Source organism: Rhodoferax sp. RT4P68 (genome assembly GCF_056521305.1).
The window spans coordinates 135394-151719 of the sequence record NZ_JBWMBB010000005.1; the positions used below are offsets into that span (position 1 = coordinate 135394).

The 16326-nt window shown below is 70.5% G+C and carries 14 protein-coding genes; 10 read left to right on the forward strand and 4 right to left on the reverse strand.

Annotated features, from left to right (window positions below):
• Window positions 1-112 precede the first annotated feature (112 nt).
• The 5 genes from AC099J_RS12540 (at window position 113) to AC099J_RS12560 (ending at window position 3650) form a co-directional block, all read left to right on the forward strand.
• Window positions 113-1930, forward strand: coding sequence for an FAD-dependent monooxygenase (locus AC099J_RS12540; RefSeq protein WP_479615591.1), 1818 nt, complete (start codon window positions 113-115; stop codon window positions 1928-1930).
• Between the two features lie 53 nt (window positions 1931-1983).
• Window positions 1984-2715 carry a class II aldolase/adducin family protein gene (locus AC099J_RS12545; protein ID WP_479615913.1) on the forward strand — a complete coding sequence of 244 codons (732 nt, stop codon included), beginning with the start codon at window positions 1984-1986 and terminating at the stop codon, window positions 2713-2715.
• Complete coding sequence (locus tag AC099J_RS12550; RefSeq protein WP_479615592.1) at window positions 2703-2939, forward strand: hypothetical protein; 237 nt, start codon at window positions 2703-2705, stop codon at window positions 2937-2939. The genes AC099J_RS12545 and AC099J_RS12550 overlap by 13 nt, the downstream gene beginning before the upstream one ends.
• 68 nt (window positions 2940-3007) lie before the next feature.
• Window positions 3008-3553 carry a ribonuclease E activity regulator RraA gene (gene rraA / locus AC099J_RS12555; RefSeq protein WP_479615593.1) on the forward strand — a complete coding sequence of 182 codons (546 nt, stop codon included), beginning with the start codon at window positions 3008-3010 and terminating at the stop codon, window positions 3551-3553.
• Between the two features lie 7 nt (window positions 3554-3560).
• The gene (locus AC099J_RS12560) at window positions 3561-3650 is read left to right on the forward strand and encodes a type II toxin-antitoxin system RelE/ParE family toxin (RefSeq protein WP_479615594.1); all 90 of its coding nucleotides are present in this window, start codon (window positions 3561-3563) and stop codon (window positions 3648-3650) included.
• A 33-nt stretch (window positions 3651-3683) separates the two neighbouring features.
• Here the strand turns inward: AC099J_RS12560 and AC099J_RS12565 are convergent, their stop codons facing one another.
• The gene (locus AC099J_RS12565) at window positions 3684-4820 is read right to left on the reverse strand and encodes a DNA glycosylase AlkZ-like family protein (RefSeq protein WP_479615595.1); all 1137 of its coding nucleotides are present in this window, start codon (window positions 4818-4820) and stop codon (window positions 3684-3686) included.
• A 161-nt stretch (window positions 4821-4981) separates the two neighbouring features.
• Here AC099J_RS12565 and AC099J_RS12570 point away from each other — a divergent pair, with 161 nt between their 5' ends.
• Together AC099J_RS12570 and AC099J_RS12575 are read left to right on the forward strand one after the other, a co-directional pair.
• On the forward strand, window positions 4982-5539 hold the full coding sequence (locus tag AC099J_RS12570) for an MOSC domain-containing protein (protein WP_479615596.1): 558 nt from the start codon (window positions 4982-4984) through the stop codon (window positions 5537-5539).
• Window positions 5540-5745: 206 nt separating this feature from the next.
• The gene (locus AC099J_RS12575; protein ID WP_479615597.1) at window positions 5746-6942 is read left to right on the forward strand and encodes a lytic murein transglycosylase; all 1197 of its coding nucleotides are present in this window, start codon (window positions 5746-5748) and stop codon (window positions 6940-6942) included.
• Window positions 6943-6954: 12 nt separating this feature from the next.
• Here AC099J_RS12575 and AC099J_RS12580 read toward each other — a convergent pair whose 3' ends face one another.
• The gene (locus AC099J_RS12580) at window positions 6955-8211 is read right to left on the reverse strand and encodes a zinc-binding metallopeptidase family protein (RefSeq protein WP_479615598.1); all 1257 of its coding nucleotides are present in this window, start codon (window positions 8209-8211) and stop codon (window positions 6955-6957) included.
• A 258-nt stretch (window positions 8212-8469) separates the two neighbouring features.
• Between AC099J_RS12580 and AC099J_RS12585 the strand changes: the two genes are divergently transcribed.
• A complete protein-coding gene (locus tag AC099J_RS12585) occupies window positions 8470-8688 on the forward strand; it encodes a hypothetical protein (protein WP_479615599.1) in 219 nt (72 codons plus the stop codon).
• Window positions 8689-8732: 44 nt separating this feature from the next.
• Complete coding sequence (locus AC099J_RS12590; RefSeq protein ID WP_479615600.1) at window positions 8733-11231, forward strand: AI-2E family transporter; 2499 nt, start codon at window positions 8733-8735, stop codon at window positions 11229-11231.
• 13 nt (window positions 11232-11244) lie between these two features.
• Here the strand turns inward: AC099J_RS12590 and AC099J_RS12595 are convergent, their stop codons facing one another.
• Both AC099J_RS12595 and AC099J_RS12600 read right to left on the reverse strand, forming a co-directional pair.
• Window positions 11245-12213 carry an AEC family transporter gene (locus tag AC099J_RS12595; RefSeq protein ID WP_479615601.1) on the reverse strand — a complete coding sequence of 323 codons (969 nt, stop codon included), beginning with the start codon at window positions 12211-12213 and terminating at the stop codon, window positions 11245-11247.
• Between the two features lie 242 nt (window positions 12214-12455).
• Window positions 12456-14030 carry a methyl-accepting chemotaxis protein gene (locus tag AC099J_RS12600; RefSeq protein ID WP_479615602.1) on the reverse strand — a complete coding sequence of 525 codons (1575 nt, stop codon included), beginning with the start codon at window positions 14028-14030 and terminating at the stop codon, window positions 12456-12458.
• A 177-nt stretch (window positions 14031-14207) separates the two neighbouring features.
• On the opposite strand from AC099J_RS12600, the gene AC099J_RS12605 reads away from it, so the two are divergent.
• Window positions 14208-16268 (forward strand): UvrD-helicase domain-containing protein, encoded by a 2061-nt coding sequence (locus tag AC099J_RS12605; RefSeq protein WP_479615603.1) that lies wholly within the window; start codon window positions 14208-14210, stop codon window positions 16266-16268.
• The last annotated feature ends 58 nt before the right edge of the window (window positions 16269-16326 follow it).

Genomic DNA, 16326 nt, shown 5'->3' on the forward strand with positions numbered 1-16326 from the left:
AGGTGCGATGGAGAGGCGGGGAAGTGTCCTCACAAGTTACGACACGCAGGCCACCGCGGCATCCCCACAATCCCTGGCAACCAACCCCACTTCCCATCCGCCGAGGAACGCCATGCACCCCCGCGCCACCCTGCCCGCCCATGCCGCCGCCGGCCCCACGCCACCGGCCGTCACCGGCCTGCCGCCTTCGGTCGGCGCGTTCAACTACACCCGTTACGCCCCGTTACAGCCACCGCTGATGGACGGCGTGGAGACACAACGCCACGCGGTGGTGATCGCCGGTGGCGGCCCGGTCGGCATGGCGCTGGCGCTGGGCCTGGCGGCGCAGGGCCAGCCCAGCGTGGTGCTGGAGGCGGACGACACCGTCTGCGTGGGCAGCCGCGCAATCTGCATCTCGCGCCGCAGCCTGCAGATCCTGCAGCGCCTGGGTGCGCTGGACGCCTTCCTCGCCAAGGGCCTGCCGTGGACGACCGGGCGCAGCTTCTACAAAACCACCGAGGTGCTGCGTTTTGACATGCCGCACGACGCCACGCAGAAGCTGCCGCCGATGCTGAACCTGGCGCAGTACGACATCGAGCAGTTCCTGCTGGAGGCAATCGAGCGGCGCAACGCGGCCACGCCCGGCCTGATCGATCTGCGCTGGGGCACATCGCTGACCGGCTTCACCCAAGAAGCCGACGGCGTGCGCCTGCAGGCCCGCAACGCGCTGGGCGACTACGCACTGGACGCCGACTGGCTGGCGGCCTGCGACGGCGGGCAGAGCTTCGTGCGCAAGGCGCTGGGCCTGGAGCTGCACGGCGCGGCCTACGAGGGCCGCTACGTGATCATCGACATCGAACTGCCCAGCCGCCACCCGGCCGAGCGCCGCGCCTGGTTCGACCCGCCGTGGAACCCCGGCTCCACCGTGTTGATGCACCCGCAGCCCGACGACATCTGGCGCATCGACTACCAGCTGCGCCCGGGCGAAAGCACCGATGACGCCCTGCAGCCGGCCGCTGTGCAGGCCTTCGTGCAACGCCACCTGGACGCCATCGGCGAAGGCCACCTGCCCTGGAAGCCGGTGTGGAGCTCGGTCTACCGCGCCGGCGCGTTGACGCTTGCGGGCTACCGCCACAACCGCGTGCTGTTCGCCGGCAACGCGGCGCACGCGATGCCGATCTTCGGCGTGCGCGGGCTGAACTCTGGCTTCGACGATGCGGACAACCTGGCCTGGAAGCTGGCGCTGGTGGCGCAGCGCCGGGCCGGCACGGCGCTGCTGGACAGCTACTCGCACGAGCGCATCGCCGCCTTTCACATCAACGCCGAGAGCGCGATGCGCAGCACTGAATTCATGTCGCCGCCCTCGCGCGGCTTTGACCTGCTGCGCGAGGCCGCGCTGTCGCTGGCCGAACGGCACCGCGGCATCGCCGAGCTCATCAACCCACGCCAGACCGAGGCCGTGCGGTATGCGGATTCGCCGCTGTCCACGCCCGATACGGCCGCTGCTGCAAGTGCTGCAAGTGCTGCAGGCGCCACCGAAGCTGCAGCCGCTGCCCACCCCGCCGGCTGGACCGACATGGCCGGCCCCCAACCGGGCGAGGTGCTGCCCGACCAGCCGCTGGCGCGCGGGCACCTGCTGGACACGCTGGCCCCGGGCTTTACCTTGCTGTGGTTGTGCGACGAGGGCGGCAGCGCCGATGGGCCCGAACACGAGGTGCGCGTGGCTGCGCAGCACAGCGGCCTGCCGTTGTCGCTGCGCGTGCTGCAGGCCGCCGATGCCGCCGGCCCCAGCGCATACGCCACACTGGGCGCCCAAGCCGCAGGCGCCGCCTACCTGCTGCGGCCCGACGGCCATGTCGCCGCGCGCTGGCAGGGCCGGCCGCCACCCGGCGCCATCGAACAGGCGCTGCGCCGAGCCGCCTGCATCCAAGACGAGGAGACCACGCTGTGACGACCACCCCCCACGACCCTGTGACTGAGGCCCTGGCCGCCCGCCCCGGCGGCATGGCCGCCCCCGAATGGCAGGCCCGCCTGCAGCTGGCGGCGTGCTACCGCATCTTCGACCTGTGGGGTTGGAGCGAGGGCATCTACAACCACATCTCGCTGCGCGTGCCGGGGCCGGACCACCACTTTCTGCTGAACCCGTTCGGGCTGCACTACGGCGAGGTCACGGCGTCGAACCTGGTGAAGGTGGACCTGGACGGCCGGCTGCTCAGCGACAGCGCCTGGCCCATCAACCCGGCCGGCTTCACGCCGCACGCCACGCTGCACCGCCACCTGGACGGCGCCCAGTGCGTGATGCACACGCACACCACGGCCGGCATGGCGGTGGCCTGCAGCGCCGAGGGCCTGTCGATCACGAACTTCTACGCGGCCCAGCTCAGCGACCGAGTGGCCTACCACGACTTCGAAGGCATCACGCTGCACGCCGACGAGGGGCCGCGGCTGCTGGCCAGCGTCGGCCAGCGGCAGGCCGTGATCCTGCGCAACCATGGCCTCCTGGTCTGGAGCGAGACCCTGCCCAAGGCGCTGTACACGCTGTGGGCCTTGCAGCGCGCCTGCGAGGTGCAGGTGGCCGGCGCCGCACTGGGGCCGCGCCAGCCCATCGCCGAGGCCGTGCGCCAGGGCTGCGTGGACGACGCGCGCCGCTTCCTGCGCGGCGATGCCATGGGCCAGGACCTGTTTGCCGCCATGCTGCGGCGCATCGACCGATTGGATCCGACATGGAAACTCTGACGCCGGGCGGCTTGCCCGCCGAGGCGCGCGACCGCCTCTACGCCGCGTGCGCGCACGCCATCACACAGGCCGGGGAGGAGCGCGAGTCGCTGTTCCTGGCGCGTCTGGCGCTGCTGCTGATGGAGCAGGTCGGCGACGAGACGCGCTGCCAGGCTGCGCTGGCCGAGGCGCTGCGGGAGCTGCCGGTGCCGTCGCTGTCGGCGGCGCCGCCGTCGGGCGCTTGAGGGAATTGCCGGACGCAGCGCAGGCCCATCGGACGGGCGCGGCGAATGGCGCGAAGATGGCCGCCATGATGCACACCCCACCCCCCAAGACCTCCGACCTGTGCGATGCCTGCGAGCCCGCGCAAGCCTGCGCGCTGCCGCTGCGTGGCTACGGCCAGCGCCGCGCCTTTGCCGGCACCATCCGCACCATCCGCTGCTTCGAAGACATCGCGCTGATGCGCGACGTCGTGAGCCAGAGCGGCCATGACCAGGTGCTGGTGATCGACGGCGGCGGCTCGCTGGCGCGCGCGCTGTTCGGCGACGTGATGGCCGACAAGGCGCTGCGCAACGGCTGGGCCAGCCTGGTGATCCACGGCGTGATCCGCGACAGCGCGGAGATCGACGCGATGGACATCGGCGTGAAGGCGCTCGGCACCGTGCCCTGCCGCGCCGGACGCACGGGCGCAGGCGAGGTGGACGTGCCGGTGACCTTCGGCGGCGCGACCTTCACGCCCGGGCACCGGCTGGTGGCCGACGAGGACGGGGTCATCGTGCTGCCGGCCGGCGTGCACGAGTCGCAGGTGCGCGTGGCCGATGCGCTGGCGGCGACGGCGGCGTATGCGGCGGAGGGTTGACGGGGCGGTGTGCGCCTTTTTCTACCGCATGGAAGGTGACACCGTGGTGGTGGTGCGGGTACTGCACGAGCGCATGGACGCGCCCCGGCACCTGTAGCGGGCTTCGGCGGGCCGAAGGGGATGGCAACCCTCACGCCAGCCCCAGAAACACCCCCATCCGCGCCAACTCATCCTCCAGCCCCTGCGCGAACGCCGCATCCGCCGGCGCCTGCCCCGCCACATAACCCAGGCTGGCGCTGAGCACCCCGCCCGCCACCGTCACGTTGCCCCAGCCGACCACCTGCTCGCCCCACAACAGCGGCAGCGCGTAGTAGCCCAGCTTGCGCAGCGGTGCGGGCGTGTAGGCCTCGAAGCGGTACTCCCAGCCCCAGAACAGCGCGAACCGCCGGCGGTCCCAGACCAGTGGGTCGAACGGGGTCAGCAGGCGGACCGTGGCGTCGGGCCGCCAGCGCGTGAAGGCGGGGTTCTCGTCGGCCGGCCAGTACCAGTCCACACCTTCGACGTTGGCATGCGCCAACCGCTGGCGAGCCCGCACCAGGGCGCCCAGGCGATCGGCCGACCACTGGGGGCTGCCGCCGCGCAACAGCAGGCTGAGCAGCTGGCCCAGGCTGGCGGCGGGCAGCGGCGCGTACTTGGCGACGATGAGGTCGATGAGCGCGTCCAGCCGCGCTTCGGGCGCAGCTGTGGCGCAGGTGTCCAGCGTCGGTTGGGGCGCAGCGTCGGCAACGGAAACGGCCGGCGGCGTACGGGCCGCGTACACGCGGGTACCGCCGTCACGCCGCGCCACGCGCAGCAGCCCGCGGTAGTGCATGTCGTCCAGCAGCGCGGTGCTGGCGTTGGTGGCGCCGCCGAACCAGTTGCGCACGCGGCCGTGCGCGAAATGCGCGTCGACCTCGCGCGGGTGCACGGCGCCACGCTCGCGCACGAAGGCCAGCACCTCGGCGGCCTGGCGCGTGCGTGTGGCGTCCCACGGACGCGCGGGCGTGCGCGGGTGCATCAGCGCGGCATGCGCATGCGGCAAAAAGCCGTAGTTGACGAAGAAGTCTTCCTCCAGCCCGAGGCGGGCATAGCGCCGCTCCAGCTCGCCGGCGCGGTAGCCCTCGACGCGGTGGCGCAGCGTGAGGTCTTGCGCGCGGGCCGGTGCGCGGATCGGGTCGGCCTGCACAAAGCCGAGCCGGGCGATGGCGCGCGGCAGTGTGGTGGGCTTGAACAGCGTGCGGGCAATCGCGTAGCGGCGCAGCAGGGCGAGGGTCAGCGGGCGGGGCATGGGGTGATGATGCCGCGCGCCGTACCGGCGGTGTCCGGCTACGCCAGCCGTGCCTTGAGACCGCGCGTGCCTTGCGTGCGGCGCCTGCCGCGCCCGGTGCACTCCCCAAGGCGCCAGTCGGGTGCTGCTCATCCATCGAACGCCTGTGCGAGCATGCCCCCATGCCCGACCTGCGCCATCTCACCCGCCAGTTTCCCCACCCCGGCCGCGTGCGCGCCATCCTGCTGCGCCCGGCGCGCGATGCGCCGGTGCTGAGCGTGCCGCAGGCCTTGGCCCTGGCCGACCGTGGCCTGCAGGGCGACCGCAGCGCCGAGCGCCCACCGACCCGTGCGGGTGGCCACAAGCGCCAGGTGACGCTGCTGCAGGCCGAGCACCTGCCGCTGATCGCCGCCTGGGCCGGGTTGGCGCAGGTGGACGCGGCCCAGCTGCGCCGAAACCTGGTGATCGAGGGCCTCAACCTGGTGGCGGCGCGCACGCTGTTTGCCGACCAGCCGCTGCACATCTGCATCGGCGCGTCGGTGGTGCTGCTGGCGACCGGGCCTTGCGACCCGTGTTCGAAGATGGAGGAAGCGTTGGGTCCGGGCGCCTACAACGCGCTGCGCGGCCACGGCGGGCTCACCGCGCGGGTGCTGTCGGGTGGCCCCATCGCCGTGGGCGATGAAGTCCGTGTGCGGGTGGCGGCTTTGGCCGACCCGCCAGAATCGGCCGGATGCTTCTGAACCCTCCTCGATCTCTGCCACGCGGCTGGCCTGCCGCGCTCGGCCTGGCGGCTGCGGCCCTGGCCGGCTGCGCCACAGCGCCTGCGACCGCTCCTGCAACCGCGCCCCAGGCCGCATCGGCCCCGGCGGCCAGCGTGATGACGCCGGCCCCCGATCCCTTGCCGTCATCGCCAGCCACGACGACATCGACACCGCCACCTGTACCCATGCCGGCAACGGCAACGGCAACGGCAACGACACCGGCACCCGCCACCGCGTCGCCCACGACCCCGGACACGACGGCGCAGGACTTCGCCCGCTGGATCGCCGACTTCCAGCAGCAGGCCCGCGCTGCCGGCATTGCCGACGCCACGCTGCACCAGGCCTTCGATGGCGTGCAGTACCTGCCCCGCGTGGTGGATTCCGACCGCGCCCAGCCCGAGTTCACGCGCACCGTGTGGGACTACCTGGACTCGGCCGTCTCGCCACAGCGCGTGCTGCGTGGGCAAGACCAACTGCTGCGCGTGCGCGCCGAGGCCGATGCCGCGTCCGCACGCTACGGCGTGCCGGTGGGCATCCTCGCGGCGATCTGGGGCATGGAGAGCAACTACGGCACGCACACCGGTGGCATCCCGACCATCGACGCGCTGGCCACGCTGGGCTTCGAAGGCCGACGCGAAGACTGGGCCCGCGGCCAGCTGCTGGCGGCGCTGAAGATCCTGCAGAACGGCGACATCGCGCGTGCACAGATGGTTGGTTCGTGGGCCGGTGCCATGGGGCAGACGCAGTTCCTGCCGTCCAACTTCCTGGCCTACGCGGTGGACGCCGATGGCGATGGCCGGCGCGACATCTGGGGCAGCATGGCCGACGTGATGCACTCGACCGCGCACTTCCTCGCGCGCTCGGGCTGGCAGCCCGGCCAGCCCTGGGGGGTCGAGGTGCAGCTGCCGCCCGGCTTCGACGTCGGCCGGGCCGACGAATCGTTGCGCCAGAGCAGTGCGCAGTGGGGCAGCGAGGGCTTGCGTGGCGTGGACGGTGCGCCCCTGCCCGCGTTGACCCAGGCCGCCGTCCTGCTGCCGGCCGGCGCACGCGGCCCGGCCTTCCTCGTGGGGCCGAATTTCCGCGCCATCCTGCGCTACAACAATTCCACGAGCTATGCGCTGGCGGTGGGCCTTCTGGCGCAGAAGCTCACGGGTGGGCCGGGCGTGGTGGCGGCATGGCCGCGCGACCTGCAGCCGCTTTCGCGCGCCCAACTGCGCGAACTGCAGACCACGCTGAATGCGCGCGGTTTCACCAGTGGCACGCCCGACGGTGTCATGGGGCCGGCGACACGCGCTGCCATCCGCGGCTGGCAGCGCAGCATGGGCCTGCCGGCCGACGGCTACCCGGACGTCGATCTGGTACGGCGCCTGATGGCGCCCTAGCGGCCCCGGCCGTCAGGCCGACTGCGGCGCCAGCGAGCTCTGCATGGGCGGCTGCACGGCCATCTGCGGCACAGGCTCTTGGACGGGCGGCGCGTCGGGCACCGGGGCGCCGCCAGACTGCAACGCCGGCGCGGCCACCGGCGCCGGTTCCACCGACGCACCGGGCGCGCTCTGCACTGCCGCCGCGTGCTGCATCTGGAAGTTCATGGGCGCCTCGCCACGCCGCGCGGCCTGCACCACGCGGTGGATGAAGTTCAGCTTGGCCACGACCGACGGCACCACGATGAAGGGGTAGCTGTCCTGCGTGCCCAGGCTGCGGTCCATGGCGTTAATGAACTGCGAGACCGGCAGCCACGCCTCGATGACGGTGGCGCTGATGTCGGCGGCCTCCGGGTCCAGCGGCTGCGCCGTCAGTTCGGGGCCGTTCGGGATGGAATTGGCCAGGTGCAGGCCCCAGGACGCGGCCGTCTCCAGGCCATCGACCATGTGCAGGTAGTGCGCCCAGCTCTCGGCCCAGTCTTCCCACGCGTGTGAGCTGGCGTAGACGCTGATGTAGTGCAGCGGCCAGTCGGCCGGCGGATTGGCATAGTGCTTCTGCAGCGCCTGTGCATAGTCGATGGTCTCGTCACCGAACAGCGCGCGGCACTCGTCTATCCACGCCGTATCGCGGATCAAGCGGTCCCAGTAGTAGTGGCCGATCTCATGGCGGAAGTGCCCCAGCAGCGTGCGGTAGGGCTCGCGCATGGACAGGCGGATCTGCTCGCGTCGCGCGTCGTCGGCCTCGGCGATGTTCAGCGTGATGACGCCCTCGTCGTGCCCGGTCAGCACGCGCACATCCTGGCTCATCTCTTCCAGAAATTCGAACGACAGGCCGTTGGCCGGGTCGTCGACCTTGTTCGGCACGGGCAGGCCCAGCTGCAGCAGCGTGAAGAACAGGCGGCGCTTGGCCAGTTCCAGCTGCGCCCAGTACAGACGGTTCTCCGGCTTGCTGAGGGCCGGGATGGTGTGCGTGGTGCGGCACGATACGCAGTGCTGGTGCGGATGCTCGGCCGGCACCAGCCAGTTGCACACGCCTTCAGCGGTGTTGATGCAGGGCCGGTAGGCCGGGCCGGGGGTGCCGGCGCGCGCCCACACGCCCTCGGGCGAGACCTGGAACGCCAGCATCTCGCGCTCCTCGGTGGAGAAGGCCAGCATGCTGCCGCACACCTCGCAGCGCTGGTTTTCGAAGAAGACGCGATTGCCGCAGTTGGTGCAGTGGAAGAGCTTCATGGCGGTCAGGGGAATGGGAGAGTCGGTCTGGCAGATGGGTGCGCCACGACTCGGAACGCCCCCAAAAAAATGCTTGGATGATTGTGCGCAGGCGCGGCCCGCGCGTTGTCATGCACAGGCGCCAGTGCATGTAGGCGGGCGCCCCGGAAGCTAGACGGGCGACGGCACGGCGCCTCGGCTGACAGCCGGTCCCGGCCCGCCTGCACAGCCCGCCAGCGCGATCCGCGCGACCATGGCTCACCCTTACTGGAGCGTCCCATGTCCAACCCCTGGCTGAAGAAGAACCCGTTCATGAGCATGTGGCTCAGCGCTGCCAACTCGGCAGCGAACAAGGCTGCCGGCACGGCGCGCGGGCAGGCCAGCGCGCAGGTCAAACGGGCCAGCCGCACGGCGGCGACGCAGTCCACGCAGGACCTGATGGCCCTGTGGACCGCGCCCTTCACGGCGGCCGCGCCCAAGCGCAAGAAGCGCCGCTGACTGCGGCGCAGCGCTCACCCGCTCCCTCTCGCATCAGCCACCCCGTGGACACCCGCTCTCCCCAGGCGCAGGCGCGTGTGCAGCCGCGGCTTGCGCGAGAGGCCGATGGCGGTGACCGGCTGCAGCCTGCTGGCCTGTCGTTTGCGCCTGCGGCGCCATCGCTGGCGGCATTGACGGCGCTGGTGCCCGAGCTGAAGCTGATGGTCAGCCTGGTGACGGGCAGCGTCATCATCGCGGCGCTGTACTTCGGCCGCAACATCCTGATGCCGCTGGCGTTGGCCTTCCTGCTCGGCTTCGTGCTGGACCCACTGGTGGTGCGCCTGAAGCGCTGGGGCTTGCCGCGCGCGGTGGCGGTGCTGATCGTGGTCATGGCCGCGCTGGCCAGCCTCGGGCTGGCCGGTCTGTTCCTGGGCAACCAGGTGAGCGCGCTGAGTGCCCAGCTGCCCACCTACCAAAGCAACATCCTCACCAAGCTGCGTGACCTGCGGACCAGTGCCAGCACACCGGGCATGTTCGACGGCGTGGTCAAGACCTTCGACACGCTGAAGACCGAAGTCGAACAGACATCGCCGGCACTGGAGCCGCCCGGCTCGGCCCCGGCCGCGGCCACGCGGCCGCCCCAACGCGTCGAACTGGTCGCGCGCCCCCCGTCTGCCTTCCAACAAGCCTTGGCGTGGCTCAACGCCAGCAGCGGCACCCTGGCCAATACCGGCATCGTGCTGGTGTTCGTGGTGCTGACGCTGCTCGACCGGCTCGACCTGCGCGACCGGCTGCTGCGCCTGTGGGGCGGCAGCCTGCACCGCTCGACCGATGCGATGGACGAGGCCGGGCACCGCATCAGCAAGTACCTGACGATGCAGCTCATCGTCAACCTCACCTACGGCGTGCCGATGGCTGCAGGGCTGTGGATCATCGGCGTGCCGGGGGCGATTCTGTGGGGCGCCGTGGCGGCCGTGATGCGCTTCGTGCCCTACATCGGGCCGATGGTGTCGGCCATCTTCCCGCTCGGCCTGGCGTTCGCCGTGGACCCGGGCTGGAGCATGGTGCTGTGGACGCTGGCGCTCATCGTGGCGCTGGAGCTGCTCAGCAACAACGTGGTCGAGCCCTGGCTGTATGGCGCCAGTACCGGGCTGTCGGCCATGTCGCTGATGGTGGCCGCCACCTTCTGGACGGCGCTGTGGGGGCCGGTCGGGTTGATCATGTCGACGCCGCTGACGGTGTGCCTGCTGGTGATCGGGCGGCACCTGCCGCGCCTGCGCTTTCTGGACGTGCTGCTGGGCAGCGCGCCGGCGTTGGATACGCCGACGCGCATCTACCAGCGGCTGATCGCCGGCGATGTCGAAGAAGCCATCGAGCTGGCTGCCGACCAGGTGGACGACGATGGCCGGCTCATCGCCTTCTATGGCGAGACCGGTCTGCCCGTGCTGCGCATGGCCTCCAGCGACCACGCCAGCGTGGCCACCGCCGAACACCGGCTGCGCGTGGTGACGGGCATGGACGCCCTGATCGATGAGCTGCGCGAGCAACACCCTGACCCGCAGCCGCTGGAAAGTGCCCAAGTGGTCTGCGTGGGCGGCAAGTGGGAGGTGGACACGCTGGCCGCACGCATGCTGGCGCACGCCCTGTCGCGCGAGAACCTGGCGGCCGACTTCCGCCCCGCAGGCGCCGTGACGTCAGACAGCATCGCCGCGCTGGACCTGGCGCAGGCGCGCGTGGTCTGCCTGTCCTACCTCAGCCCCGAGCCGACCGTGCAGGCCCGGCATTTCTGCCGCCGGCTGCGGCGCCGCTGGCCCGGTGTGCGCATCGTGCTGGGGCTGTGGAACGCGCCGGCCGAGCTGCTGGGCGAATCGGCGCTGCAGACGCTAGGCGCGGATGCGGTGGTGACGTCCATCGGCGAGGCGGCGGTGCGCATCGCCGCGCTGCTGGGCGCCGACCTGGCCGAAGGCTACATGCCCGCCGTAGTGCCCGAAGCCGACGCACAGCGCCTGGCCGCGCTGCACGCCAGCGGTGCGCTGGACCCGCGTGCGCAGCTGCTGTTCGATGCAGCGGCGCAGCGGGCGGCCGACATCTTCGACGTGCCCATGGCCATGGTCTCGCTGATCGACCAAGACCAGCAGCAGGTGCCCGGCGCGCACGGTGCCCTGCAGAGCGCAGCGGGGCCGGTGCGCGGCGCCGATCTGCAGCTGCCGCGCGCCGCGTCGATGTGCGGCCATGTGGTGGCCAATGCGCAGACGCTGGTGGTGCCCGACATCGCGCGCGACATGCGCTTTGCCAGCAACCCGGCGCTGCAGACACGCGGGCTGCGCTTTTATGCCGGCGCACCGCTGCGCGATGCCGGCGGCCACGTGCTGGGAACGCTGTGCCTGCTGGACAACACGCCGCGCGAGCTGACACAGCGCGAAGTGCGCCTGCTCGAAGCCATGGCCCGTGACCTGATGGACACACTGCGGGCCACGGCGCCGCAGTGGGCTGAGATCGGCACGCAGCCCCAGCCCGACGCGCCGCCTTCAGCAACCGTCGGCCAGGCGGTGCCGACCGCGTAAGCGCTCGCGCGACTCACTCCTGCAGCAGGGCCACCGCGCCGGAGAACGTGAAGAAGGCAGCGCCCGTCGACCACAGGATGATGCGCGCGATGCGGCCGGTGTCGGCACCGAAGCGCTCGGCCAGCAGCGCGACGTTGCTGGCGCTCGGCAGTGCCGCCGCCAGCGCCATGGTGGTCAGCGCAAAGGGCGTGAGCGGCAGGCCCAGGCGCATGGCCACCGCGCCCACCAGCAGCACCAGAAGCGGGTGCACCACCAGTTTGGCCGCGGCCACCGGCAGCACGTCGCGCAATGGTGGTGCAGCGTGGTCGCCGCGCGCGGCCAGAATCTGTGAGCGCGCCAGCACGGCGCCGATGGTGAACAGCGCCACGGGCGAGGCGGCATCGGCCAGCAGGTCCAGCGTGTCGCCCAGCGGCTTCCACAGCGCCAGGCCCAGTGCCTGGCTGGCCATGCCCAGCACGATGGCCCAGGGCAGCGGGTTCAGCGCCACGCCCTGCAGCGCCTTGCGGGCGGCCGTGCGCGCGCCGGCACTGCCTGCGCCGTCCAGCCGCGACAGCGCGATGCACAGCGAGGAGATGACCAGCATGTCCACCAGCAGCGTGACCAGCACCGGGCCGGCCGCGGCCTGGCCCAGCAGCGCCACCAGCAGGGGCACGCCCATGAAGCCGGTGTTCGGAAACGCGCCGACGAGCGCACCGAAGGCGGCATCGTTCCAGCGCACGCGCCGGTTCAGGCTGGCGGCCACGATGAAACCCACCATCACCAGCCCGCAGACCAGGTAGACGACCGCCACGCCGGCGTCCAGCAGCAGGGCCAGCGGTGTGTTGGCGCCGAAGCGGTACAGCAGGCAGGGCAGCGCGAAGAACAGCACGAAGCCGTTCAGGCCGGCAATGGCCTCCAGCGGCAGCAGGCGGCGCCGGGCGGCCAGGTAACCGGCCAGCACCAGCGCGAAGAAGGGGAAGGTGACGGCAAGGATGGCGAGCATCTCAACGCCGCCCGGCCGCCCCAAGGCGGTGAGGGGCGCCCTCGGGGGCCAGCGGTACGCGAAGCGATGAGCGTGGGGGCAACATGCCGGCGATTGTCTGTGTTGCCGGGGCCTTGGCCGGCGCGCCAGCCGCACGCCGCCATGCCGTAGCGGCTGCGTCGCAAAAAGGCCGACCGTCCGCTACGACGTCACGCCGTCACCGTCACCGTCACCGTCACCCGTCACCCGTCACCCGCCACGCGTCACGCAGCGGACAGCAGCCGCGGCCCCGCCGCGTTGTCCAGCTTGAACACGGACATGGACTGCACCAGGTTCTGCGCCTGCGCGCTCAGGCTGGCCGCTGCCGCCGCGCTCTGCTCGACCAGCGCCGCATTCTGCTGTGTGGCCTGGTCGATGCGCGTGACAGCCTGCCCGATCTGCGAGACGCCATCGCTCTGCTCCACGCTGGCGCGGCTGATCTCGCCCATGATGTCGGTCACGCGCTGGATGGAGCCGACGATCTCCTGCATGGTCGCGCCGGCTCGATCAGCCAGCACCGTCCCCTGCTCCACGCGCCCCACGCTGGCCGCGATCAGCGTCTTGATCTCCCTGGCGGCGGTGGCAGAGCGGCTGGCCAGGCTGCGCACCTCGGAGGCCACCACGGCGAAGCCCCGCCCCTGTTCGCCGGCGCGCGCGGCCTCGACCGCCGCGTTCAGCGCCAGGATGTTGGTCTGAAAGGCGATGCTGTCGATGACACCCACGATGTCCCCAATCTGGCGCGAGCTCTCGGTGATGCCCTGCATGGTCTGTACCACCTCGCTCACGACAGCGCCCCCCTGGCTCGCCACCGCCCGCGCGCCCTGGGCCAACTCGTTGGCGCGCTGGGCACTCTCCGCGTTCTGGCGCACCGTGGCGTTGAGCTGCTCCATCGCGCTGGCGGTGTGCTGCAGGGTGCTGGCCTGCTCTTCGGTCCGCCCGCTCAGGTCGGAGTTGCCCTGCGCAATCTCGGCGCTGGCGCTCTGCACACTGACGGCGATGCCGCGCACGTCGGACACCACGCGGCCCAGCGCGGTACGCATGTCGCCCAGCGCCGCCAGCAGGGGTGTGAACTCGTCGTGTTCCCGGTCGGTCACGCCCTGGCTCAGGTGGCCGTCGCGCACGCGCTCGGCCATGGTGCACGAAAAGGCCACCCGGTGCCGCAGAACTCTGGAGATGTACCAGGCAAACAGCAGCAGGCCAGCAATGGCGGCCAGCACCATCGCCACCAGCACCCGCAGCGTGAGCGCAGCCTTGGCGCGGATCTTGGCAAGGTCTTCACGCAGCCCGCGCTCCTGCGCCTGCACGGCGTTGGCCAGCGCGGTGAGCAGCTGGTTGCGCGCCGGGATGGTGCGGTCGACCAGATAGGCGAACGCCTCGGACTTTCGGTCCTCCTGGATCAGACGCAGATTGGCCTCACCTGCTTGCCAGAAGCCAGCCATCAGGCCCTGGATCGTCTTGACTTCGTCGCTGTCCTGGGCGGTGCTGACACTGGCGTAGTCGGTGAAGGCCTGGTCGATGTGCTTGCGCTTCTCGCCGACATCGGCGATGGCAGCGCCCTGCTCGGCCGGATTGCGCGACAGCATGGCGTGGCGCAGTTGCAGGGACACGCGGGTCACGTTCAGTTCGAGCTGGGCCATGCGCTGCAACTGCGGCACGCGGGTGCTTTCGGTGCTGGAGGCTGAGGTCGACACCACGCCCATCGCGTCCTGCGCAAACCAGGCCACGCCCGCCAGTGCCAGGGCCAGCACGAACGACAACAGGTACAGGCGGCGACCGATGCTCAACGAGAAAGATCTCATATCCAGTACCAGTTGTTTATCTTGTGCCTTCACTTTATCCATTCGATCCCATCACGAGCAAGTACTTTGCGTCGAAGGCAAACTTCTTGAAACAATGTGGCCGGTATGATCCGCCCGCTTTCGGCGATGGCGGGCCACCAGCCCGTTGCCCCGCCCGGGCCAACACCAACATTGCCCATGTCCGCAGGACTCAACGCCGCCCAACAGGAGGCCGTGAACTACATGCACGGGCCTTGCCTCGTGCTGGCCGGCGCCGGCTCGGGCAAGACGCGCGTGATCACCCAGAAGATCGGCGCACTGATCCAGGCCGGCCTGCCGGGCAAGCGCATTGCCGCCATCACCTTCACAAACAAGGCCGCCGCCGAGATGCGCGAGCGCGCCAAGCAGCTGATCGGCCGCGCCGCCAAGGACGTGGTGATTTGCACCTTCCACGCGCTGGGCGTGCGCATGGTGCGCGAGGACGGGCACCGCGTGGGGCTCAAACCCCAGTTCAGCATCCTGGACACCGACGACGTGACCTCGATCCTGAAGGACGCCGGCGGCACGACCGACGCGGCCACAGCCCGCATCTGGCAGTGGACCATCAGCAGGTGGAAGAACATGGGCCTGTCGGCCGCCCAGGCCGAGGCGCAGGCGGTGGACGACAACGAGCGCATCACTGCCCGCATCATGGCGCGCTACGAGGAGCGGCTGACGGCCTACCAGAGCGTGGATTTCGACGACCTGATCGGCATGCCGCTGCGCCTGCTGCGCGACCACGCCGACGTGCGCACCAAGTGGAACGAGGTGCTGGGCCATGTGCTGGTCGACGAGTACCAGGACACCAACGCCACGCAGTACGAGGTCTTGAAGCTGCTGGTCGGCGAACGCGCCCGCTTCACGGCGGTGGGTGACGACGACCAATCCATCTACGGTTGGCGCGGCGCCACGCTGGACAACCTGAAGCGCCTGCCGGTCGATTACCCGCAGCTCAAGGTGATCAAGCTGGAGCAGAACTACCGCTCCACCAGCGCCATCCTGCGTGCGGCCAACAACGTGATCGGGCCGAACCCCAAGCTGTTTCCCAAGACGCTGTTCTCCGAGCTGGGCGAGGGCGAGCCCGTGCGCGTAGTGGATGCCGACAACGAGGAGCACGAGGCCGAGCGCGTGGTGGCGCGCATCCAGTCGCTGCGGGCGAATTCGCAACACCAGGAGTTCCGCCATTTCGCGGTGCTCTATCGCGCCAACCACCAGGCCAAGCCGTTCGAGAAGGCGCTGCGCAAGGCGCAGATGGCCTACAAGGTGTCGGGGGGGCAGAGCTTCTTCGACCGCGCGGAGATCAAGGACTTGTGCGCGTGGTTCCGCCTGTGGGTCAACAACGACGACGACCCGGCCTTTCTGCGCGCCATCACCACGCCCAAGCGCGGCATCGGCCACACCACGCTGGGGCAGCTGGGTGTGTATGGCACGCAGTACAAACTCTCGTTGTTCGAGTCGCTGTTTTCGTCGTCGCTGGAAAGCGCGTTGCCGCGCCGCGCTTTCGAGAGCCTGCAGGAGTTCGGCCGGTACGTGAACGACCTGGAATACCGCGCGCGCCGCACGATCGGCGCCGAGGATGCGCGCGCCTTCATGCTGGAGTGGTTGAAGGAGATCGGCTACGAGCAGCACCTGTACGACGGCGAAGAGAGCGAGCAGGTAGCCGCCACGCGCTGGACCAACGTGATGGACTTCGTGGACTGGATGTCGGCGCGCTGCGGCGGGCAGATCGACGATGCAGCCGGTGTGAACAACACGGCCGAGACCAAGTCGCTGATGGAGGTGGCGCAGACGGTGTCGCTGCTGTCCACCATCAGTGAGCGCGAGAAGGACCAGGACGTGGTGACGCTGTCCACGCTGCACGCCTCCAAAGGGCTGGAGTGGCCACATGTGATGCTGGTCGGCGTCAACGAGGGCATGCTGCCCTTCAAGCTGGACGACGACAACGGCCGCCAGCAGGTGGTCAGCGACGAGACCACGCAGCGCCTGCAGGAAGAGCGCCGGCTGATGTATGTGGGCATCACGCGCGCCCAGCGCACGCTGGCCGTCAGCTGGACCCGCAAGCGCAAGAAGGGCCGCGAGATGGTCGCCACGCTGCCCAGCCGCTTCATCGCCGAGATGGGGCTGGACCAGACCACCGCGAAGGAAGACCCGCGCGAGAAGCTGCGCGCACTGCGGGCCGAGTTCGCCAAGAAGGTCGCCGGCGCGGCCGGTGTGGCCTGAGTCACGATGCGAGTGCCTGTGAGGAATTCGCCATGAACGATGCCGAGCTGCCGAGAAC